Genomic DNA, 25162 nt, shown 5'->3' with positions numbered 1-25162 from the left:
CTGCATGAAGTTGCGCAATCCCTTTTTTTCTTATTTTTTCAGAAAAACCTCTCGCTTTTATTTCTTATACCAATCTTTGTATTCACTACCGTTAGATTTCACCCATTTGATAAAATCCGGATAAGTAATGTCGACACTTTCTTTCTCGGTTGTACTAAAATCTTCGGCATCAACCAACTGAATAGCAAACGGATAATTCTCTGCCGCTACATAGTAGACACCACTGCTCGGCGAGGATAAGTCCTTGCCTGTATGGAACAAATCCATATTAGCTTTTTCCGTCGGTTTATAGTTTACCAAATGAACTTCGCAACGATTGCTACCCAGATTCTCATGAACCATAATAAACGGATTATAAGGAGCTACTCCAAAAGTTTCATGATCTACAGGAGTAGTCAGGGTATTTTTAATCGTATAAACGGTGGTCTTCGTATTATTGTCCGTGGCTACAAGAGCATTGGTAAACACATTTACCGTAGCCTTGGCAAGTTCAGAATCCAAACCGATACCGGCTTCAGAAGTCTCCGCAAATTCAGTAACCACATTGGAGCGATCGGTATTCATCTGATAAGCGAAACCATTCTTAAAAGCAGCACCGGACCAAAGTACCGTAAATGTATCTTCCGTAGAAAGTACCTGGTTAGCTGTGTTAAACGCTAGAACAGAATTATACTTCACAACCACATCATTCAGGTCATAATCACCTTTATTGGGCCAGTTATCCTCGAAAGCCAAAATTCCTTTATAAGTCATACGATAAGCAACAGAACGGTCATCATCTGTTCCCGGATCAGGAGTTACAGGCGGAACATCAGGAGCAATAGCTTCTATCGGATTAGACCAGACATTAAACTGCACGTCGTTATAATCCTGATCAGTATAGTCTTCAAATGAAAGTACTACAAAATCATTGATACGGAAAGCAGCCGTATGCGTACGCCCGTCACTATTCAAAGCCGTAGTTGAATAACAGACCTTGTAACCTTCTCCTCCTTTAATATAAGCATCATTCAAAAGAAACCAACCTATTCTTACTCCATTAGGAAATACAGTACCTTTATCTACTCCATTCTCATCTATATAATGCAACTTTACACATTCTCCGCCTTTCAAGCCAACCGGCTTTTTAGAATTACCGACTGTATGTGTATTTGGAAAAACTATATATTTCTTTGCTGCACTTATTTCCGCAACAGATGCACCGTCTTTATAACAATAGTAACCGAAAACACTTGCAGCAGAACTGGTTCCCCCAATAAAGCGAACTGAAACCTCAGTATCTCTACCTTCAGGATCATTCACTTTAAAATCTGCAGACTGGCGGTATTTCTGAGGACAAGTCCCTCCTTCTGGGATTGTTTTTCTAATTGTATTCAATACAGAAGCCGACAAATTCAATTCTCCTTCACTATTCAGATAATTCGGACGACCATTATCCTGCCAGGTTCCCAAGGTACCATACTTGGTTGGCGGATCCCATTTAGTGGCACGTGTCTGTGGAGCGCCATCTGTCAATTTCCACTCAATATCAGCACTAATCACATTATCCGTGATAGTAGTCTGCACCAATCCCGGAACTCCGACATACGAAGTATAAATGTAAACATCCGAACCATGATCCGCCGCCACAATTTCCTTAGCGTGATACTCACCATTCTCATCAGTCATACGGGTAATTGCAGGACTTACATCAGCACGCAAAACAGTCTGTCCATCTTCATCCATCATAAACGGATCTTCAAAATAGACATTGAAAAGCACTTTGTAACCTTTGGGAACATCATACTTCACATTCAGTTGAATAGTAGAAGTAGTAGCAAAATCAAAAGAATTAGGCTTATCTTCACCACCACCATTAGGATCATAGACATCACGGGTACATCCCGCTGCCATCAAAAGAACCAATACATTGCATAGTAATAAATAGAATGCATTACGTATTGCATAGGAGTTTGCTTTTTTCGTCATAGCAATATGTTTTATGTTGTTTATCTGATGCAAAAGTAGCAAATTATATTCTATTATTACATCATTCGAAAAATAAATTATCAAAATATGCAATTTTCAGCCCAAAAGAATCAACGACTACTTCTTTTTTTCTAATTACGCCATTATACCAAAAGACATACACAAGATTGTGTCAAGAGCAAGTTTATGGAAGATTAACGAAGTTGAAGTAATCCGGATTTATCATTTGTTTTTTCTGAAAACAGATGATGTATCCGGGCAAAACAGATTATCTGTTGAAGAGACACAGATGATGTGTTTAGCCACAACAGACCATATGTTTTGAGAAAACAGACCATCAATTCCCCGCAACTGACGGCAATAAAGTCCCGCAGCTAACAAATGGTATAAAAAAAGGAGAGAAGCTTTTGCTCCTCCCCTATACTGTATATGCCCCGAACCTAAATCAGGATTACGGTTACAAATATACTACTTTGAAACGCCGAAGTCAAGCATTCAAACGTTTTTTATCACAAATCAATAGAAAATAAATACATGAAAAAATTATCTCAAAAGTATTTAAAATCGATCTTACTATTTACTTCCTTTACCTTTCAAGTACCAATCACTATCTGAAGCACCTTTAGACTTTGCCCAGTTTGCAAAAGCAGGATACTGGCCTTCTGCATCAATCCGATATGTTTCTGTAGCAGGAATAAAACCTTTGACAGGAATATCGATTGCAAATGGATAAATACCTCCTGCAGCTATGTAATAAGCATTGTCTTGATTCATCTTACTGGCATCAGCAGCCGATGTCATATCATGTTTAGGCAAGTGCACTTCAATACGATTGGCATCGGTATACGCCTTAGCAATAATGTACGGATTGAAATCTTCTAATACAGTATTTTTATCTAAGGCGGTTGCAAAACTTCTAGTAACAGTAAAACTCTTTCCTTTCACAGACTTTGCGCTCCCAGTAATCACAAAAGAACCTGTAGCAGTTTCTTTAATCATACCTGCATCCAGAGTAGGTGTTCCCATATTTTTTACCTGGCATGCAAAGAAATTATCATAAGTAGCACTACCATCAGGTTGCACAGGAGTAAAAGTTTCCGAAATCTTTGTAACTTTGTTATCTGTATTGTACGTAACCTTACGTGTATATTCTATAATCACATCATTTAAGTCATAATCGCCACCTGCAGGCCAAATATCTTCAAATGCTAATGTTCCTTCTTGCAACAATACGCCCGGTTCTTTGCCTGTATCTTCGTCGGGAATTTCTCCAGTAGAACCATCCACATCTTTATTAGACTTTACAACAAACAACAAGTCACTATAATCATCATTTGCAGCTACATTCTTAGAATCTTCAAAACCTAATACCAAAAGTCCGGTTTTTGAATCTTTCAGCAAAACAAAACGTCTGTTATCACCCGTATCATTGGAGGTGCAAAAATTAGCAAGTGGCCCTGAATAAGCAATATTTTGAAGGGTGCCATATTTATTTTGGTCATAGCCAATTAATGAAGAAGAAGCTGCATTCCGGATATAGAACCATGCAATCTCATAACCAGCAGGGAATTGATTTACTCCCGGTTCTATTCCGCTATCCCCGAAGAATTTAAGTTGTACAGCTTGCTTTGCAGTTGCACTAAATCCGGCATATCCATCCAAGGAAGCATCAGGAGCTATTATATACTTCTTGACTTGCGACATATCTGTAGGCCGTTGCCCTTTTTTGTAGTAATAATAGCCAAACGTATTACGTTGTGCTGCACGTTCAACCAGAAAAGTAACTTGCAATTCCGTTCCATCTTCTTTGGTGGCCACATTCGTTTCTCCAGGTTGACCTAAAAGTGTATGTCCTTCCGATTTTTTTGAAACTTCGGTAAAATACTTTTGTGAACGATCAGCAAGAGGACCGGCTATGCCAGCTCCAAGAACACTTTCTGCATTCAACAAATAATTTGCCGGAGCTGAAAATTCGAACCATGAATTCCAAATACAAAGAGAATACAAATTCTGATCCCAAACCCCATCAGTTCTAAAATATCGATAAGGTGCAACAGTACCGCTAAGTCCATTAACGGGGTTACCACCTCTTGTTGTTGGTCTCGAAATTACATCAGTTTCACTATCATAAGCAGCCCCCTGCTCACTCAATTTAAGTTTAACACACTGCGGAAGCCCCCAAGCATCAGTATACAGATAGGCTTCTTTTAGAACAACAGGAACAATCATAGTTCCATTAAACTTTCCATTTTGATCAGTATAAGCACTGTAAATAGATTGTACACCCTCTTTCTTTACTTGAGGGTTTTCTTCGCTCATTGGATCTTGATCATACACTTCAATAATAGCTTGAAATCCTGGTGCATGATAATCCACACTTAACTGGACCTTACCTCTTAATTCAAAATTAAAATAATTCTCTGCAGGGGGAAGTGGCTTTGTCTTTCCATTGTCCGGGTTATAAACCTCTTTTTCACATCCTGTTACAACGCCTATTAATGCCAATGCAAAAAGGTATGCAACTAAACTTGTTTTGTTTGCCTGTTTCATATTATGACTCATTATAAAGTTGATATTGTTACAAAGGTATTTCTTAATTGTATATGTTGGTCATTTCAAGAGCCTACAAATTAACGTCATTAACAATTATTACATAATCAATATGCAACTTTTTAATGCATTATTCAACTTATATATACAATATTAACCAAAGCAATCATAATATTATAGAGCGCAAATCAGTTGTAGGAGCCTTTTTAGGTTAACATCCGTAAACAATTATACATAATCGCAAAATATACAACAAAAAAAAAGGAAAGACCTTCATCTTTCCTTTTTTCATTGTTGTATATTTCGTTCAGTGTTAGTTATTCTCCGGGCGCAATTTACGAACAGTAACAGCCGTCTGCCACATTTCGCTTTCACGCAATTGACGAAGTTCTTCGTTCAGTTTGTCACGATAATCGGGTTTAGAATTGCTGTCGATAGAAATCTGAGCCTCGTTGCCAGACTTAACGCTTGCATACAGTTTCTCTACGACCGGTTTGATGGCATCATGGAATGGAGTCATCCAGTCCAGCGCACCACGTTGAGCAGTAGTAGAACAGTTAGCATACATCCAGTCCATACCGTTCTTAGCGAACAACGGCATCAACGACTGAGTCAGCTCTTCTACAGTTTCGTTGAATGCTTCAGACGGAGTATGACCGTTTTCACGTAATACTTCGTACTGAGCCAACAGCAATCCCTGAATAGCTCCCATCAATGAACCACGCTCACCAGTCAAGTCAGAAGTGGCTTCACGAGTGAAAGTTGTTTCAAACAGATAGCCTGAACCGATACCGATACCCAGTGCGATGGTTCTGTCCATAGCTTTGCCCGTAGCATCCTGATAGATAGCATAAGAAGAATTCAAGCCACGGCCTTCGAGGAACATGGTACGCAATGAAGTACCGGAACCTTTAGGAGCAACCATGATAACGTCGATATCTTTCTGAGGAACAACGCCTGTACGGTCGCTCCAGGTGATAGCGAAACCATGAGAAAAATAAAGAGCTTTTCCGGGAGTCAGGTAAGGCTTGATAGTGGGCCATACAGACATTACGGCTGCATCAGACAACAAGCACATGATAATAGTACCTTTCTCACAAGCCTCTTCGATGCCGAACAGAGTTTCGCCCGGAACCCATCCGTCTGCCACTGCCTTTTCATAAGTCTTGCCCGGACGTTGTCCAACGATTACATTGAAACCGTTGTCGCGCAGGTTGCATGCCTGTCCCGGTCCTTGTACACCGTAACCGATTACTGCAATTGTTTCATCTTTCAAAATCTCACGAGCTTTTTCCAAAGGAAATTCTTCACGGGTCATTACGTTTTCAGTAACACCGCCAAAATTCATCTGTGCCATTTTCTTTTTTTTAGTTTTTATTTGTGACTTACGCCAACTAATTGATTAATAAAATTATTTCTCTGTAAATATCACTTTTGAACGGCAAACAACCTCGCTACCATTCTTTTTCACTTCAATATCGAAAGCGCCGTCTTCCAGTTCATCCTTATAGAAGGTGAGCTCATCGCCATAATAGCTCTCGGCTACGTAGGCCATCTCGAAACGACGGATACGCTTTTCTTTATACATCTCTATCGGGAACAAATCCATGATGTGTTCGATATAACGAATACTATTCACATGGCCGTTGATGTCGATATCACTGTATTTCGCTTTCACTGCGGCTACCGGTTCGGTAGCAGTCACTTTGATGCGTGAAGGTTTCTCGATAGGGCAAGGTTCATCGCACACATAGTCCACGATGCTGCCTCCGTGCAGTGCCAGCAAATCGGCAGGCTTACGGGTATTGAGATTAATCATGGCCCATACGGAACGTGCATAACCTATCTTATTGCCATCTTTATTGAGCAAGGCAAAATTACGGTCAGTAAATAGGCGGTACACATTCTCTACCCAGGTCCAGATGGTGAAGTCTTCATATTGATAAGGCATTTCATCCAGTTCGATGGCAAGGCGCGAAAGTACCCATGTGTAGTTGTCCTCGTTCAGTGTAGCAATGCCGAAACCGCGGTCGCTGGCATGGAAGCCGGCACAGTTTAGCAAATGATTGCCCAGCACACCCATCGTGAGGCGTCCGGTGAAATCCACGTGGAAGGGTTCCGCTACGAACTTGTACTTTCCTATCTTATCATTCTCACTCATTATCTTGCTCCTTTTCTTTCTTCAAACGATATTTAGCTTCACGATCGGCAAGGTACTCGTTCACACGTTCAAAGCAACTGGTAGTGATAGCCACACGCCCTGAACGTACAAATTGGAGCACACAGTCGAGAGCACGCAATTCATCATAAAGGTTGGTGATTTCTTCACCCATCCCGTTCTTTTCCACAATAGCGAAGACTGCATTCACTTCTACAATACGTGCATTGTATTTACGGATAACCTTCGATACTTCCGGTTTTTCTTCCAGCGTAGGAGTGGTTATCTTGTAGAGTGCAATCTCGTGTTGGTAAATCTCATCATCCGTGAAGTAGTGCGCTTGCAACACATCTATTTTCTTGGTGATTTGCTTTGTTACTTTCTCAATGGTGTCTTTATCTGTCCATGCGGTAATGGTGTACTTATGTACACCTTTGATGGACGAAGCCGATACATTCAGGCTCTCGATATTGATCTGGCGACGGGTAAACACAGCAGTCACCTGATTCAGCAAACCGGCGAAGTTCTCTGAATGAACGATTATCGTATATAATGTCTTGTCAGTCATAGCTCATCATTCATTAATTCAACATTCCAACAGCATCTGGTTTACCGAACCACCCGGAGGCGTCATCGGCAATACGTTGCCTTCTTCCATCACACAAGCTTCCAGCAGGAACGGACCATCCGTAGCGAGCATTTCTTCTATCGCCCCTTTCAATTCCTCACGCTTCATAACACGGCGCGAAGGAATCTCATAAGCGGAAGCTATCTTCATATAATCCGGATTCAACATCGGAGTGAATGAGTAGCGACGGTTGAAGAACATAGCCTGCCACTGGCGTACATTACCCAGGAAGTTATTATTCAGCAGGATAATCTTCACAGGGGCTTTTTGTTCCATAATGGTTCCCAACTCCTGAATGTTCATCTGCAAACCGCCATCACCCATAAATACGCATACTGTACGGTCGGGGCGTCCGAAGGTTGCACCGATGGCAGCAGGAAGTCCAAAGCCCATCGTACCCAGTCCACCGGAAGTAACAATGCTGCGTTCCTTGCTGAATTTGAAGTAACGGGCAGACATCATTTGGTTCTGACCAACGTCAGTAACCAGTATGGCTTCATTGTTCGTAGCCTCACTTACCGCACGCACCACTTCGCCCATGCTCAGTGATTTCCCTGCCGGATGAAGTTCGGGGCGGATTACTTTTTCTTCTTCCATCTTTTCATAAGGCAAGAAACTATCCAACCATTCCTGATGAGTGGCAGGATTCAGAAGTTCCGTAACGGCAGCAAGAGTTTCTTTGCAATCACCTAATACGGCAAGGTCTGTCTTCACATTCTTATCTATCTCGGCAGGATCAATATCAAAATGGATAATTTTCGCCTGTTTGGCATAAGTGTCTAGCTTTCCAGTCACACGGTCATCAAAACGCATACCTACTGCGATAAGTACATCACACTTATTGGTGTTGATGTTCGGGCCAAGGTTGCCATGCATACCCAGCATACCTTTGTTCAAAGGATGTGCGGTAGGCAATGCAGAAAGTCCCAGCATGGTGCAACCGGCAGGCATTCCGGCTTTCTCGATGAAAGCACGAAGTTCTTGCTGCGCACCACCCAATTCAACACCCTGCCCCACCAGTACAAGCGGACGTTCGGCATTATTAATCAGCTCGGCAGCCTGACGGATAGCCAAGTCATCCATTTCGGGAACAGGCTGATAGCTGCGGATATAATCCAGCTTTGTAGATATATATTCGGTCTTTTCTACCTGTGCATTCTTGGCAAAATCCAATACCACCGGACCGGGACGGCCACTTTTGGCAACATAGAAAGCACGCGCCACAGCCCAAGGTACATCTTCGGCACTACGTATCTGGTAGCTCCATTTGGCGATAGGCTGCGTGATGCCTACCAAGTCTACTTCCTGAAAAGCATCCGTACCCAGAAAGCCTGTGCCTACCTGCCCTGCAATAACTACAAGAGGTGTACTGTCTATCATAGCATCTGCAATGCCGGTTACAGTGTTTGTAGCACCCGGACCACTGGTCACAAGGCAAACCCCTACCTCACCCGATACGCGGGCAAAGCCTTGTGCAGCATGAGCAGCACCCTGTTCATGCCGAACCAGGATGTGGTTCAATGTCTTTCGATGGTCGTATAAAGCGTCGAATACCGGCATGATGGAACCGCCCGGATACCCGAAAATGGTCTTTACTCCCTGATGTTCCAGAGAGCGCATCAATGCCTCAGCGCCTGTTATTATATCTTTCATTTCTTCAATTTTCAAGTTTAACTCTCCACTCTCAATTCTCAACTTTCCACTAAATAAGTCTCACAGCTCCTTTATCTGCCGAGCTCACCATACTTGCGTATGCCTTCAGGCTCTTTGAGACTTCGCGTTGACGGGTAACGGGTGTCACCGGACGGGCTGCCAGTTCTTCATCCGTCAGTTTGACGTTAATAGAACGTTCGGGAATATTGATTTCAATCATATCACCGTCCTGTATTTTACCGATATTACCTCCGGCAGCCGCTTCGGGAGAAACGTGTCCGATGCTCAGACCTGATGTGCCGCCACTGAAACGACCGTCCGTAATCAGCGCACACTCTTTGCCCAAGTGGCGCGATTTGATGTAAGAAGTCGGATAAAGCATTTCCTGCATACCCGGACCGCCTTTCGGACCTTCGTGCGTGATGACGACGACATCACCACTGACGACTTTTCCGCCGAGAATACCGTCACAAGCAGCTTCCTGTGAATCGAACACTTTGGCAGGGCCGGTAAACTTCCAGATACTTTCATCTACACCTGCCGTCTTCACCACACAACCATCCTGGGCAATGTTACCCTTCAGAACTGCCAATCCACCGTCCGTACTATAAGCATGCTCCAAGTCGCGGATGCAACCTCCGGCACGGTCTGTATCCAGTTCCTTATAATAAACCTCTTGTGACCCCAGCACCAGATTGAATTTTCCGGCAGCAGCACTCTTATACTTCTTAACGGCTTCCTCGCAAACATTCGGGCTGGTAATACTGTATTTATCAATAGCTTCTGCCAGCGTCATACCGTCTACACGTTTTGCGTCCGTATTGACTAAGCCGCCTTTGGCAAGCTCGCTCATAATAGCGATGATGCCTCCGGCACGATTTACGTCTTGAATATGATACTTCTGAGTATTCGGGGCAACTTTACACAAACAAGGAGTCTTGCGGGACAGCATATCGATGTCATCCATCTTGAAATCAGCTTCCGCCTCATGTGCCACAGCCAGCAGGTGAAGCACGGTGTTGGTTGAACCACCCATCGCGATGTCCAGCGTCATAGCATTCAGAAAAGCCTGACGGGTAGCGATGCTACGGGGAAGTACACTGTCATCCCCTTCATTATAATATTTATAAGCGTTTTCTACAATCAGTTTGGCAGCATCCTTGAAAAGCTGCGTACGGTTGGCATGAGTGGCCACAATGGTTCCGTTGCCCGGCAACGCCAAACCGATAGCTTCGTTCAGGCAGTTCATCGAGTTAGCGGTAAACATACCGGAACAGCAGCCGCAAGAGGGACAGGCATGTTGCTCAATCTGGGCTACATCAGCATCGCTTACGCTTTCATCCGCCGATTTAATCATAGCGTCAATCAGGTCGAGATGCTGACCATTCCATTCTCCAGCTTCCATCGGTCCGCCGGAAACGAATACCGTAGGGATATTGAGGCGCATAGCAGCCATCAACATACCCGGAGTAATCTTATCGCAGTTACTGATGCAAACCATCGCATCCGCCTTGTGCGCATTCACCATATATTCCACACTGTCGGCAATGATGTCTCGCGAAGGAAGCGAATAGAGCATGCCATCGTGTCCCATCGCAATACCGTCATCAATGGCAATCGTATTGAATTCGGCAGCAAAGCATCCCAGCTTCTCAATCTCAGCCTTCACTTGTTGCCCTATTTCGTGCAGATGCACATGTCCGGGAACAAACTGCGTAAATGAATTGACTATTGCGATAATAGGCTTTCCTAATTGTTCTTTCTTCATGCCGTTTGCCATCCACAACGCACGTGCGCCTGCCATACGGCGGCCTTGCGTGCTGGACGAACTGCGTAACTGGTGTTTCATTCTCAAATCTCCTTTTAATAAAAAAGCCTCCCTCACTTATGGTGAGAAAGGCTCCTAAATTGATATCTTAACGTACGAGTACATACAATAACCTTTCTCACGCTCTTGACTCCAAGACCACGACGCGAATAATATGCAGGACTGCCAGGTTAATAGATGTATGTAGGTTCATAACTTTATTTACTTTACTATTCTTGTTAATTGTGCTGCAAAGGTAAGGGCTTTTTTATAAACTCCAAACAATTTGAAGAAAAAAATGAGATAAATATGATTAATCGTAAGAAAACCCAGCTTTTAAATCCTATTTTATCACTAATACAATTCAAAAATGAGTAATTTGCCACAGATAGCCACTTTTATTCTCGTTTTACCGGGACCCTATCTGAACCACTATCCTATCATACCTACTCCCTACCTTCTCCTTGTTTATAGATAGGGAGAAGGTAGGGAGTAGGTAAGGAGTAGGTAGGGAGAAAGTAAGGAGTAAGTATAGTTCGGAAGCAGAAGAAAGATTCTTATTCTCATGCTTTACACTCATCCCCAAAAGACCAGTTATTATTTATTTTTCGGCTTCCGCCCATTCTATAGCTCCCAGTTTCTTCAGTTCAGCAGTGAAAGCCTCCGCTTTTTCCTCAGTTGACTTTTCCACTTCGGGGCTCGCATAAGCATGTTTATAGCCTTTTACAACATTCCATTCACCACGAGTAAAATCGGGAAATGCCACAGCTGCACAATTATTATCCATAGAAAGTGTTCCTAATTCAGCAAGACAGCACCATTCCGCTAAGTCATATACATCCATATCTAACGGCAGACCATTTTGCAAACAGTACACCAGACGACAATCCATAATGAAGTCCATCCCCCCGTGACCGCCTACTTCCTTAGCCAGTTCACCATATTTTTTCAATATCGGATGCTGATATTTCTCTACAAGTGCATCCATTTCGGCTTTAGGCAGAAATCCGTGTGAATTCAAGTCGTCTATCTTAGGCTGAACCCCCGAAGCAGATAACTGTTCCGCATCAAGAGCATATCCTCTGACCGGATATTTGTTGGCGAAACCTTTCGTACCCGTAAGCTGATAGAGGCGATTGTAAGGTTGCGGTGTCATTACATTATGTTGAATCTCGATTACCTTGCCATTCTCAGTGCGAATCATAGTCGTAGTGTGGTCGCCATTACGGAAGTTATTACATACGGAGTCTGTTCTTTCTTCCACCAATGCCTTACCGATAACAGATTTGGTATCCATAGCCACCAATGTTTTCATACGATCCCCACGGTGAATATCAAGCACTTGAGCCACCGGACCAAGACCATGAGTAGCGTATACATCACCACGATGACGCATGTTATAATCCAAACGCCATCCCAATTTATCATTTTCGCCTGCCTTCCAGTAATGATTCCAGAACGGGGCAAGATTGTGAATATAAGCACCTTGTGCACGGATTATCTCACCAAACACACCATTCTGTGCCATATTCAACGTATTCATCTCATACCAGTCGTAGCAGCAATTCTCCAATATAAAACAATGCTTACGGGTAGTCTCGCTCAGGTTTATCAAATCCCAGCATTCCTGTAAATTCATGGCCGAAGGTACTTCAATAGCTACGTGCTTGCCGTTCTCCAGAGCACATTTAGCTACAGAGAAGTGATGCAACCAGTCCGCAGCAATATAAACCAAGTCTATATCATCGCGCTTGCAAAGTTCTTCATAACCTTTCTCCCCTGAATAGATAGCAGCTTTCGGCATAGATGCCTTTTTCAGATATTTCTGACACTTTTCAGCACGTGACTGTTCATAGTCGCATAACGCCACAACCTGCGTACCCGGTATATACGTAAAACGCTCTACTGCACCAGGACCACGCATGCCCAGACCTACAAAGCCAACACGTACACTTTCCATCTTCGGAACAGTCAATCCCAACACACTTTTTTGTCCAGCCGGACGTTCAGGTGTCTTCACTACAATAGTTCCGTTCTCCCATTGCCATTCTGTACCATACTCGTTGGTCATGGAAGTCTGAGTTTGCGCAGAGCATGCACACATTACAACGCAAAGCCCTAACAACAACAATTTAAAGTTCTTCATATTTCAATCCTAATTTAAAATTACAAACAAATTAATCATACATAATAAAAACATTACCAACTACCATGTTCTTTCTCGTATTCAAGAGAATCTGCTGTCCGTTCGCGTTCTCCATTATACATCCATTCTATTTCATCCGTATACTCTTGTCCTTGGCGAGAGACGGTCGCTTTCAGCACATTCTTACCATCGTTCAAGAGCACATTATCGAATATATAATGTACATCGGTATAGCCCTTCCGAACACCTGTCAGTTCCCGTCCATTGAGATACACCTTGGGAGTGCCTATATTGGAGTACACCGTCACAGTGGTCTCTTTCCTTTCACGCTCCACATTCCGGCGTTGTGTCAAATAAATAACCGGCTCCTTGCTCCAATTCGCTTTATACCAGAAGTAAGAATCTTTTTTGATTTTGCGATCAAAAGTCATCATTCCTTTCATATTACGAGCATCCACACTACCTCTTTTGGACGTCGGTACTGCAAAATCGAACATGTTCCACAAGTAAGAAGCGATAATATAAGGATGCTGGGAGATAATGCTCCACTGATATTCATGCGTTTTGGTCTGGAATGTTTCCGGATAAAAGGGACTTGTCCAATTCAGGGCATCACCTAAAATTTCTGTCTGATGCTTGATATTAGCATCCGCACCATACTCTGTCAGCATCAAGCGTTGCCAAGGATACTCCTGTTCCATCTTCTCTATCCACGGCTTGATATCTTGTACTTTCCTTTCATACCAACCGAAATAACGGTTCATACCTTGTATATCTGCATTCTGATTAACGGGATGGTCGGCATGCCCATAACCATTGACAGACACCGTATAACGACCCGGATCTTCCAACTTACAAAGGTCGTGAATAGACTGCGTAAGGGCTGCGGTGTAACCATGCGGATGATACACCTCATTATGAATTCCCCATACATAGATAGAAGGATGGTTGAAACTCTGACGAATCAGTTCACGCATCTGTTGGTGGGCATTATCCCACTCTTGTCCGGTAACACGGTTTACGAAAGGAATCTCAGCCCAAATAACCAGGCCCAGCGTATCGCAACGTGAATAAATGTAATCTGATTGCTGGTAATGTGCAAAACGAACAGTAGTAGCACCAATATCCATAATCTGTGCCAAGTCGAAATCATGTTCCTTATTAGTTAATGCACTACCCAGCCCCCACCAATCCTGATGGCGGGTTACACCATACATGGGGTATCGTTTTCCATTCAAAAAGAAACCTTTACCGGCCACAACTTCATAGTTGCGAACCCCCAACGGTTGAACAATTTCATCTATCACGCACCCATTCTGCATAAGACGTGATACAACCTTATATAGATAAGGGTCTTCACGTCCTTGCCATAAATGAGGATTGTGCAATCTAAACTGAGAAGTATAGTTTTGTACACCTTGTGGAGTAAGTTCAAAAGACTGCTTATGCGTCTTCACTAATTTGCCATCCATATCATATATGGCATTCTCCAGTTCCAATAAGGCAGGGGCCATGGTTGCATTATCCACTTTCACCTTTACAGTTACTTCAGCCGATTTCTTTGAAACATTCTTTTGAGTGATATACACACCGGAAGAAGCACAATCATTCACAACGATGTTGCAAGGTTCCGTCACAATCAACCACACAGGACGGTAAATTCCCCCATAAACCCCAAATAGAATGTGATTAGTCGGAATGACATCGGGACGTGAAGCATTATCTGCTTTTACTATAATCTCGTTTTCTTTACCAAACTTCACTTGCGAGCCAATCTCGCATACAAAAGCAGAATAAGCTCCCTTATGCGTGCCTGCCAAGTAACCATTGACATAGACTTCGGCACACGAACCAACACCCTCAAAGCGCAGAAAGATACGTTTACCTTCCATACTTTTGGGGAAAGTACACTTTTTCCGGTAATAGGCTACACCTTCATAGAAAGCAGACACTTTCTTCTGCATATCGTCTGCATTCCACGTATGAGGGATGGTTACTTCCTGCCAATCCGTATTCCATTTTTGTACAGCTTGCATAGCGTCTTTTGAAAACGGACCTTTCTTAAATTCCCAACCGTCATTGAATGATGTCACTTCGCGCGCATCCATCTTACCGGATACACCTGACATCAACAAAACAATCAGTAAAAACAATATATTATTTTTCATGGTTAGATAATTGATTATAAATTTGACATCCGGACAGCAAAAATGCTCCGACTCCATAAACCTCGGTCATGTCTCGCGTCACTTTACGCGGGTCGGCACCGATAGGCTGTACATAACCCAGTTTACCTGTTGGTTCCACCGCATCCACCAACGCTTGCCACCCTTTCTCTATCACCGGCATGAAAGTTTTTTTATCGAGAAGCCCCTCGTTCACACCATAAGCAAACGCATAAACGATAAATCCAGTTGCACTTGTTTCAGGTGATGGGTAGGATGCAGGATCAAGCAAACTGGCATGCCAATATCCATCCGGACTTTGCAAACCGACTACACGGGTAGCCAAGGTCACAAACAAATCCTGATAAAAGGCACGCGAAGGTTCATTCCGGGGAAGCACCTGCAATATTTCAGCCAGTCCTCCCAATACCCAACCGTTGCCTCGTCCCCAAAACACTTTCTTACCGTTAGCCTCCCGCTTGGCAAAATAACGGCGGTCGCGGTAGAATAGATGTTCTTCCTTATCATACAGGTAATCGTAAGTGGCTTTGTACTCTTTGTTTAGGAAATCCAAGTACTTTTTGTCTTTAGTTAGTGCATAAAGTTTGGCATATACAGGGGGAGCCATAAATAATGCATCACACCAAGACCAGCGATCCAAGGTTTCCAATTTGCCATAATCCAGTTCCAAAGTCGTTTCTGCCGGATTTTCTATTATCCAGTTAGCTCTCGCCATGACGGGTGCAATCATCTTCTTATTGCCATATTTATTGTAAAGGTCGATAAAAGGCTGTCCTACGGCAATAAAATCAGCATGGTACATCCACTTTCCTACTTGAAAATGATTACGTCGTCCTATACGGAGCAACCATTGGTAATATGAATCATCACCATCTTCTTTCTCCGTCAGTTCCGCCCAATCCAGCATTCCCATATACAAGGTTGCATGTGTCCAATCCAAATCGTCATGTTCCGCCCCTTTATTAGGATTGGCTATCTGCCAATCCGCCACTCGCTTCATGATGGATTTTATGGCAGCCTTGTCAAAGTGTTGCTGTCCAACGACCTGCATGACAGTTATCAGGAAGAAAAATATAAGAAGAAAAGGCTTCTTCATAACATTATATATAATTAAAGGTTAGAATATTCAGATTAAAAAAATGAGTATTGACGGAACCACATACTAACAGAAATCAGGTCAGTGCATCACGGTATTTATCTGTTACACTTGCATCTTCTTCTATCTGTAGCTTGATAACAAAAGGACCAGCAGGCGCCTTTGCCGGCATGTTCACATTATATTCATTACGTGCAGTTTCTTTCACACCGATATCTTTTCCATCCAACAAAACAGCTTTTGTTACTTTTGTACCTTTCGGCGTCTTTACTACTAAAAGTTTAGAATAAGGGGGATTGAAAACAACCATATACACATCTTTTCCTTTACGGGTGTAATACCCCCAGGATTGTTTGTCCCAGCCAGCATAATCACAGCCATAGATACACTCACCATATTCCTGCATCCACTTGCCAATGGCATCAGCCAATTCCTTCTCTTCATGACGGAAGTCACCATCAGCTTGCGGTCCGAAGTTCACCACCATATTTCCTCCCATAGAAACAGCATGTACTATGCGTTCCAGCACTTCTAATGGAGTTTTTACATAACTTATAGACCAATCTTTATGATACCCCCATTGGTTTTCGGGAACCGTCATACATGCTTCCCAGTCCCAACGAGTCACTTTCACATCTTTCACCGGATCGGGCAGGCGGCGTTCATAGCCTGATTCATAATCGCCCATCAAATGACCATTGCTGTCGAAATGACGTTTACCATAATCGTCAGCACGCAAGCGACTGTTGATTGTCACACCCGGCAACATATCTTTCAACATTTGTTCTACATGGGCCGTCCACCAACCATTCTTTTTAATACTAGCATCCCATGTACCGTCAAACCAAAAATCCTTTACGGTAGGATAACGGGTAGCAAGTTCCTTCAACTGATTGTCCGTAAACTCCAAAAAACGATTAAAAGCGGCCTCATCTTCTTTCGACTTAATGTCATACCGGTAATCCGGATGGCTCCAGTCCATCACCGAGAAGTAAAAATGAACGTCAATGCCTTCATCATTATAGGCTTTTATCAATTCACCCAAAATATCTTTTTTATAAGGTGTTTGCGCCACCGTATATTGGCTATATTTACTTGGCCATAAACAGAAACCTTCGTGGTGTTTCGTAGTAATTTTCACATACTTCACCCCCATCTTCTTAGCCATCTTCGCCCAAGCCTTAGCATTAAACTTCTCAGGATTCCACTGGTCCATCAATTTCAGCCACTCGTCTGCTGGAACTTTCGCCCACGATTTCAACCATTCGGCAGCTCCATTGTATACCTTACCATTCCACTCCCCTCCCGGGATGGCATAAAGTCCCCAGTGTATAAATGCGCCCAACCTATTATCACGAAATTTCCGCATAGAATCATCATGGCGTTTTCCTAAACGATCGGCACCATATTTTAAAGAGATTTCCTGGTCGGCAGGCAATAGTTGTTGTTGCTTTTGAGCAAATGCACCAACAGTCAACAATGAAATTAAAACAGTTAATAGCAAAACGTTTTTCATGTTAGTAAATTTAAAAGTTTTTGCAAAGGAAGCCAATTCCTCCCTCAACGCTTTGCTCAATTTGCCATTTGTTTTATCCAAATCCATCTCCGGAACTACTTTTTATGCTTTGCAGCAAAGGATGTAGGCGTTTCACCAAACACTTTTTTAAAGGAATTGGTAAAGTATGCCTGGCTCTCTATTCCTATCTCCATCATCACTTCTCTCATCGTCATATTTTCTTCGATAATCAATTTAGCAGCCTTTCGCAAACGGCAATTCAAGACAAATTCCACAACTGATTTTCCTGTCAAGCTTTTAACCTTCGTATAAAGTTTACTCCTACTCATTGACAATTCCTCAGCTATCAAATTCACATCCATTTGCGACTGATCCATATTAGCTTCAATAAAAGCTATAAACTGCTTAAGGAATTTGCTGTCTTGTTCATTAGAAGATAACTCGTTACTGTCCGCATAATAATTCTTGGCGTAATGTTCTTTCAACTGCTGCTGATTTCTGAATATATTTTGAATCGATAATTTCAAATAAGTCAAATCAACCGGTTTCTCAAAATAAAGATCTGCTCCCGAATCAACTCCCTCAATCTTACTTTCAAGGCTGGTTTTGGCAGTCAGTAAAATGACAGGAATATGTGAAGTGTTCATATCATTTTTTATATCATTACACAAAGAAACTCCATCTTTGTTGGGCATCATGATATCACTTATAATCAAATCAAAATCCACATCTTCTATCAGTTTCAATGCTGCAACTCCATCACATGCCTGCATCACCTGAAATTCTTCCGATAAAGATTCAGCAATTAACATCCTTAAGTCTTCGTTATCTTCAACAACCAATATTTTCTTTTTATTCGAAAGCGAAAGCCCGTCCTCTATATCTTTTATATCAGTAGGTAGAACATTTTCACCTTTAGGTTGTACTGTCGCTTCCTGAACAGTTTCTTTTTGATTCATGAAATCTGCATCATCAAAGATATTGCTATCAAGAGGCAGACAGACAATCATATCCGTTCCCATCTCTCTTTCAGAAAAAATAGAAATATTACCTTTCTGTAGCAATACCAGACTCTTCACAAGTGCCAGCCCGATTCCGGTGCCCAGATGCGAATCTGCATTTACTGTATTCACTTTATAAAACCGTTCAAAAACACTACTGATAGATTCCTGAGAGATCCCCACCCCTGTATCGCTGACAATTATGGAAAAAACATCATTCATACTCTCTCCTACCGTATAGCTATTCTTATAGCGGGAAACAAAGTCCTTTCCGCGTCTTATTTCCAAAATAATTCTACCTTTATCCCGCGTATATTTAAAAGCATTGTTCAGCAGATTCATAACAATCTTCTCAATAATATTTTTATCAACATAAATATCAGCAGACAGAGTCTCGTCACACTTTATTTGAAAATCAATGTCCCGCTGTCCCGCATAATCAATAAAATCACTGGCTATTTCTTTCACAAAATGATTGATATTCAGCGGCTGCAATTCCAGATGCATCATACCATTCTCTATAGTCCTGAAATCCATTAATTCGTTTACCAAATTCAACAGACGTTGAACATTACCATTTAATATCCGATAATAATACTCCTTCAGACCTTCACGCCTCAACTTGTCCAAAGCTGCGAGAATAAGAGATAACGGAGTCCGGAAATCATGTGATATATTAGTAAAGAAGCGCAGTTGCGCCTGATGTATTTGCTCCTTCTTGTCTTTTTCTATATTCTCCTGATAAAGTAACATCTTCAGTTTCTTCTTTTCGGCATAGTGGCGATAAATCAGACAAGCAACTCCTAATACTGTCAGTACATAGAGAAAATACGCAGGCAAACTAAGCCATGGAGCAGTTTTTCTTATAATTTTAATAACTGTAGGTTTATCACTCCAGACACCATCATTATTGGCAGCATAGACTTCAAAATAATAAGTTCCTGCCGGCACCTTCGAGTACATCACCACGCGTTGCTGCGCATTCGCAGTAATCCAAGAATCATTATACCCTTTCAACCGAAACTTAAAACGATTTTTCTCAGGAATATGGTAATTATCAGAGGAAAACTGGAAACCAAAATTCACCTGCTCATAGTCGAGCATAACAGTATTAAGCGAATCATTCAACACATAGTTGGGGTGAACCGACTCATGGTCGATGAAGAAATCAGAAATAATTGCTTTAGGTTTATAGTTGTTAAGCGAAATCTTCTTCGGGTCAATAATTGTAAAGCCATTTGTTCCCCCAAAATACAATAACCCATCTCGCCCCTTCATAGATGCCAACGGATAATAAACCTGTCCCTGCGTATTCTCTCTCTTATCAAAATTCATCAAATAATTACGAGCTATATCATAGCAAAATAGCCCTTCGTCAGTTCCCATCCAGACATTTCCGTCGTCATAACAAATACTATAGATAGAATAGATATTTTGCTGTAACCCTTCTTTCAGTGAAGTAAAGCTGTAAGTATTAGTATCAAACTTAATAAGTCCATTGCCTATGGTACCTATCCAGATATTACCTGAATCATCCAAACAAAAAGTAAACAGCCCTAAATATGTAGAATCATTGGGAACTATCTTCTCCACAGCACATGTATGCGTATCCATACGGTAAAGTGCTTCATTACTAATAGCCCATAACGTACTCTCTCCTTGCCGCAAAATATCGAACAAGTAAGCATAATTGCGAGTACTGTCCAAACTAAAATGAGTAAATGACTTGCTGCGATAAGAAAAGTAAGAGACTTCAGGCATGGGATACTGATAAGCCACCCACATTCCGGAATCTCCTTCGAGGATAGTTTTCCGCACATCATTTACCAGTAAAGAAGTGGAATCGCTCTTGGAATGCTTGTAATTAACAACTTTATGTCGCGCAGAATTATAAAGATCCATACCTTCCCTAAATGTAGAGATCCATAAATTATCATCGGCATCTATTATCAACGATTTTACATTATTAAAGGCAACATTATTCTTATGAGTAAAGGAACTGAACTCTCCGGTAGCCTTGTTCATACGATTAATTCCTCCACCTTCCGTACCGATCCAAAGATAATCTTGTTCTTCAGCAAATGAGCTCACCGGTGCATAACTCAGCCCGCTGTTTTGGGTATGATAAGTTTTGAAAGCACCATTCTCATCTATATTTACATAACATAAAGTTCCCGAATAAGTGCCAATCCAGACATTAGACTGCCTATCTTCACTTATCTCCCAAATAGAATTATGTGGCAAACTAAAAGGGTCGGTCCCGGAATGCTTATATTGTGTCAGTTTCCTATTTGAAGAATCAAGTATATACAGCCCGTCTATGGTTCCTAACCAAATCATTCCTTTCTTGTCTATATAGAATGCTCGCAATGAATTGCTATTGTATTCGGGCAGAGGTTCATAGTGGTCTTCTATATTGAAAGTGGACAAATCTATTTTATAGAGCCCCTCCTTATCGATAAACAACCATAATTTCCCCATATACGCCTGAGCAAAACGAATATATCCATTACCTACATTTGGTAATGTCAGGCAAAGTACAAACTTATTCTCCACATAATTAAATCGATAAACTTTCCGATGGATGAAAGTGTACAAATCCTTGTTATAGATACAAAAAGCGGTATTATTATAGGTGGGCATTTTTCCATCATAACAAGGCACGTTGAGTTCTCCCTTACTCGTATCCAGTATATTCCACTTGTTATTATATCTGATCCAAAGATTATCCATTTTATCTACCTTAACGTGCGAAACCGCATCATAGATTTTCTCAAACCGATCAGAAATTCGCTCGTAGCAATACAAACCATTATTCGTATTTACATACAGACGGCCACAAGAATCAGATGTCATATTGTTAAATATCCATCTTTGGGTAGGAGCCATCGAGGCAAAATAAGGATAGTATTTTTTATAATGATAGCCATCGAAACGATAAAGTTCATAGTCCATCATGATCCATATAAAACCTTCTTTATCCTGTTCTATCGCTTTTACTCCATCGTAGTAGAATCCTCCTTCGGGCGACATGGTTCTGAACTTGTATTTCTCAGTGGCAGTGATAGAAGCCGGCATAAGATAAAAAAAAGTCAGCAAGAACAATAAGTATCTACTTTTCATAAAGCCTTTATCGTGTTAAAAGTTAAAGTTCACATTAGGGGGCTAAGTTACAAAAAAACAGAACACAAAAGATTAAAATATTGAAGGAAAATCTCATAACAAGATTTCCCTTCAATATTATCTATTTTACGAAAGTAATTACCTATTATAAACGAATACTTGCAAGTCTCCTACGGAAACATTACCGGTTTCAGAATAATTCCAATCAGTCTTTCCATCTCTCAAATGACCTTTAACGAAGGTTATTCTGATATATTGGGCTTCAATAGGCTCAACCTGGAATAATTGGTAATCATCTACCTTTAAGGGTGTCGTAACAAACTCTCCTAAATCAGTCCATGCGTCACCTTCTGTTTTCTTGGCCTCCAATTTGAATGTATGGCATTGCAAATGAGAGTAATTTAAGCTACGATGCCTATAGCCTAACTGACCGAACTTGATAGGCTCTCCCAGATTAATATCCAGATAACAAACCGGGTCATAAATGGGGCGCACTGTTATATCGGGTGCCCAAAAAGTTGAATTCTTATCATCAAATAAATTCTTCATATCACCTTCCTTGGTACCCAAATTAGAAGAATACCCCCAGTTATCCGAGAATGGGAAACCTACATACAACGGAGCTTCAGCAGCAACCTTCACCCTGCAAGTGGCAGACTGCTTACCTCTATCATTAGCTGTTATCACAATGTTAGTAGTCTGTCCCACCTCTCCTACAACAGTTATCAAACCATTCTGGTCAACCGTTGCCACAGTTTCATCTTCTGTAGTATAAGTAACGCTCTTGTCGGTTGCATTGGCAGGATTGACAGTCACATATTGAGATAAATCAAAAGTCTTACCGCTTTCTACTTCTGCAGTTTGTCCACCGGACTGGATAGTAATACTTGAAACAAGTACTATATTACTGATTACTCTGACCGGATATCTAACGAATGTACCTGATCCATCGTCAACTCTCACGATAATAGTATCCGTACCCAGTGGAGACGGAATAGCACCTTCAGCAGGTGTTGTCAACTTAGGAGTTATCAAGCCATCTTCACTCAAATCGATAGCACCGGTAGGTTCACCCGCAAAATGATAGCTTATAGCATTCTCTCTTGCACTTTCAGGCATAATGAACGGTTTCAACTGCAGAGGCTGACCTTCCGTCACAATGACACCAAAAATATCACTTTCAAGATTCGTTGCATTTTCAACCGTAATGTTCACCGCCTTGCCAAAGTCATCGTCATCGCAACTGGTGAACAGTGCTCCGAACGAAAGAATTCCTGCTAAGAAATATATATATTTTTTCATAATCTTATTCTTATATTTATCAGTTATCTATTAATATCTTTCCAACCCGGATTCTGTATCAACAGCGGATTCATAAGCATTTCATTCAAAGGTATCGGATAATAGTAACGTTTATCATCCCAAGGTAACTCACCTTTGATTACGGTAGTAGACGTAGGATAAGGAATAATGAAACCGTCATCATCCACAATTACTTTATTACCCACTTCTCCGATAGGCACTGTTATTTTGTATGGGAAATCCTTGTACTTCTCATCATTACGATTTTTACTATACAGTTCTATCTTTTCCTGTGTCATCTTCATCCCTCTTACAGGAACAGTAAACAGTCTGCCGGCTTTCCATCTCATCAGATCTTCATAGCGCATACCTTCCATCATCATTTCTACACGACGTTCACGTCTTATTTCGCGGATTATCGGAGATACGGAGTAATCCAGTTTCTGTGAATAAATAGCATCTAAACGCGGGTCTGCAGGAATATTGGATAAAGTCAGCTTGGCATTGGGATACTTAGCAAAGTCGAATCCGGCTCTTTCTCTCAACGCATTGACAGTAATATTCAAATCTTCATTGGTTATTTCACCTAATTCAGCTTTGGCTTCTGCATAAATCAACAGTAATTCTCCATAGCGAAACATATGTGCAGTCTGCACACCTTTGGAATTCGCTTCCCATTCTGCATAATCGGGCATCCAGTGTTTAATGAAACGATAACCGGTCACCGTTGAATTATACTTCTTCATTGGAGAACCACCACCTGTATCATAAGTAATCATCGGATAAATGACACCTGATTCCTCAAGACTGTATGTGTTATCATCCGCATCAAAGATAGAGGCATATTCGCCCGGTTTACAAACAGTTTGAGTCAAGCGGGGATCACGGTTATCCAATTCCTCCCACATTCCATCATATCCTTTGAACAAAGGGTTTACTTCGTAGTTACCTTCTGTACCTCCCAAGTAAATAGGCCGTCCGTCTTCACACAGATAATCTTCAAGCATGGCTACAGGAGCACCCAGGCAGTAGCGTGTGTGGTTATTGAATCCCCAGTAACGAGGATTGTCATGTCCCAATTTTACACCATCATAAACACGTGACAAGATAGTCTCATTATTGCCTTCTGTTTCGGGAGAGCCCTTTTGTATAAACAATTGCCAATAAGAATCTTTCGCAGTAGCATGTTTAAAAAGCGAATATCTATTCTTCTCAATAATTTTCCAGGCAGCATCACGACTCATACCTAACAATCCGTTAGCCGTAGATTGCAGATTTAATTCTGTATGATACTTTCTGAAAGTTCCTTCGAACAAGCAAAAACGTGCTTTCAGGAACAAAGCCATATCTTGATTGATATATCCGCAAGAATTATCATTGTCTTCCAAATTTTCTATGGCAAAATCGAAGCATTTCAGAATATTTTCAACTAGTTCCACACGTGGCATACGAGGGCCGTAAAGTTCCGGTGAAGCAGTATCCAATTCTTTGTCCAGCCAAGGTACTTCACCTAAAGCCACCAGTTTGATATAATAATCCCATGCTTTGAAAAAATAAGCCTGGGCAGCATATTTCTTCAATGTTTCAGGATCACCCACTTCTGCATAATGGTTCAGGAAGTAGTTTACTTTACGAAGTTTCTCCCACTGCCAAGGTGCGTCGAAGTTCTTGGAAGCCGAATTCGGAGTATCATAAGTACCTCCCAATTTACCATCAATACCACCTGCATAAACTGTATTGTCACTGAATGCATCTCCAAAAATAATCTGGCTACCGGCTTTTACAGCCAAGAAGCCTTTGTCGTGTGACGTATTATTAGTTCCGCCAATACCATGTCCATACACATAATATCTGTAAATTCCGTCCAAATATAGTTGCAAATCGGCTTCTTTCGTAAAGAAAGTACCGTCGGCCATATCATCTATCGGATCTCGTTGCATGAAGTCATCGTTACAAGACGACAAAGATGCCACCAAGGTCACGAACAAAGCTATAATCGAATATTTTTTCATAATCTCTATTGATTTA

At 41.6% G+C, this 25162-nt stretch carries 14 protein-coding genes; all 14 read right to left on the bottom strand.

All coding sequences use genetic code 11. The features are described from left to right. Positions 1-57: 57 nt before the first annotated feature. The 14 genes from HMPREF9447_RS15565 to HMPREF9447_RS15500 all read right to left on the bottom strand — a co-directional run bounded on the left by HMPREF9447_RS15565 (position 58) and on the right by HMPREF9447_RS15500 (position 25146). Complete coding sequence (locus HMPREF9447_RS15565) at positions 58-1968, bottom strand: LruC domain-containing protein (RefSeq protein WP_009130706.1); 1911 nt, start codon at positions 1966-1968, stop codon at positions 58-60. Positions 1969-2541: 573 nt separating this feature from the next. Further along, positions 2542-4518 carry an LruC domain-containing protein gene (locus HMPREF9447_RS15560; RefSeq protein WP_009130705.1) on the bottom strand — a complete coding sequence of 659 codons (1977 nt, stop codon included), beginning with the start codon at positions 4516-4518 and terminating at the stop codon, positions 2542-2544. Between the two features lie 313 nt (positions 4519-4831). Beyond that, complete coding sequence (ilvC, locus tag HMPREF9447_RS15555; protein ID WP_009130704.1) at positions 4832-5875, bottom strand: ketol-acid reductoisomerase; 1044 nt, start codon at positions 5873-5875, stop codon at positions 4832-4834. Positions 5876-5929: 54 nt separating this feature from the next. Next, positions 5930-6679, bottom strand: coding sequence for an acyl-[acyl-carrier-protein] thioesterase (locus tag HMPREF9447_RS15550; protein WP_009130703.1), 750 nt, complete (start codon positions 6677-6679; stop codon positions 5930-5932). Next, the gene (gene ilvN / locus HMPREF9447_RS15545) at positions 6672-7244 is read right to left on the bottom strand and encodes an acetolactate synthase small subunit (RefSeq protein WP_009130702.1); all 573 of its coding nucleotides are present in this window, start codon (positions 7242-7244) and stop codon (positions 6672-6674) included. Before ilvN ends, HMPREF9447_RS15550 begins: the two co-directional genes overlap by 8 nt. 18 nt (positions 7245-7262) lie before the next feature. After that, the gene (gene ilvB / locus HMPREF9447_RS15540; protein ID WP_009130701.1) at positions 7263-8957 is read right to left on the bottom strand and encodes a biosynthetic-type acetolactate synthase large subunit; all 1695 of its coding nucleotides are present in this window, start codon (positions 8955-8957) and stop codon (positions 7263-7265) included. Between the two features lie 49 nt (positions 8958-9006). Then, entirely contained in the window at positions 9007-10806 is a 1800-nt protein-coding gene (gene ilvD, locus HMPREF9447_RS15535; RefSeq protein ID WP_009130700.1) for a dihydroxy-acid dehydratase, read from the bottom strand. A gap of 559 nt (positions 10807-11365) precedes the next feature. After that, a complete protein-coding gene (locus tag HMPREF9447_RS15530; protein WP_009130698.1) occupies positions 11366-12910 on the bottom strand; it encodes a Gfo/Idh/MocA family protein in 1545 nt (514 codons plus the stop codon). A gap of 53 nt (positions 12911-12963) precedes the next feature. Next, positions 12964-15078 carry a glycoside hydrolase family 2 protein gene (locus HMPREF9447_RS15525; protein WP_009130697.1) on the bottom strand — a complete coding sequence of 705 codons (2115 nt, stop codon included), beginning with the start codon at positions 15076-15078 and terminating at the stop codon, positions 12964-12966. Then, positions 15068-16192, bottom strand: a complete 1125-nt coding sequence (locus tag HMPREF9447_RS15520) for a glycoside hydrolase family 88/105 protein (protein WP_009130696.1) — start codon at positions 16190-16192, stop codon at positions 15068-15070. The genes HMPREF9447_RS15525 and HMPREF9447_RS15520 overlap by 11 nt, the downstream gene beginning before the upstream one ends. 76 nt (positions 16193-16268) lie before the next feature. Further along, the gene (locus tag HMPREF9447_RS15515; RefSeq protein ID WP_044138269.1) at positions 16269-17708 is read right to left on the bottom strand and encodes an alpha-L-fucosidase; all 1440 of its coding nucleotides are present in this window, start codon (positions 17706-17708) and stop codon (positions 16269-16271) included. Between the two features lie 95 nt (positions 17709-17803). Further along, positions 17804-21832, bottom strand: coding sequence for a hybrid sensor histidine kinase/response regulator transcription factor (locus HMPREF9447_RS15510; protein ID WP_009130694.1), 4029 nt, complete (start codon positions 21830-21832; stop codon positions 17804-17806). 138 nt (positions 21833-21970) lie between these two features. Continuing rightward, entirely contained in the window at positions 21971-23134 is a 1164-nt protein-coding gene (locus tag HMPREF9447_RS15505) for an Ig-like domain-containing protein (RefSeq protein WP_009130693.1), read from the bottom strand. 23 nt (positions 23135-23157) lie between these two features. Beyond that, positions 23158-25146: a RagB/SusD family nutrient uptake outer membrane protein gene (locus HMPREF9447_RS15500; protein ID WP_009130692.1), complete on the bottom strand. Its 1989-nt coding sequence runs from the start codon at positions 25144-25146 to the stop codon at positions 23158-23160. Positions 25147-25162 lie beyond the last annotated feature (16 nt).

This window comes from Bacteroides oleiciplenus YIT 12058, from assembly GCF_000315485.1.
Taxonomy (GTDB): domain Bacteria; phylum Bacteroidota; class Bacteroidia; order Bacteroidales; family Bacteroidaceae; genus Bacteroides; species Bacteroides oleiciplenus.
Note: the sequence above shows the minus strand (reverse complement) of the source record. Positions and strands in the feature narration are given on the sequence as shown.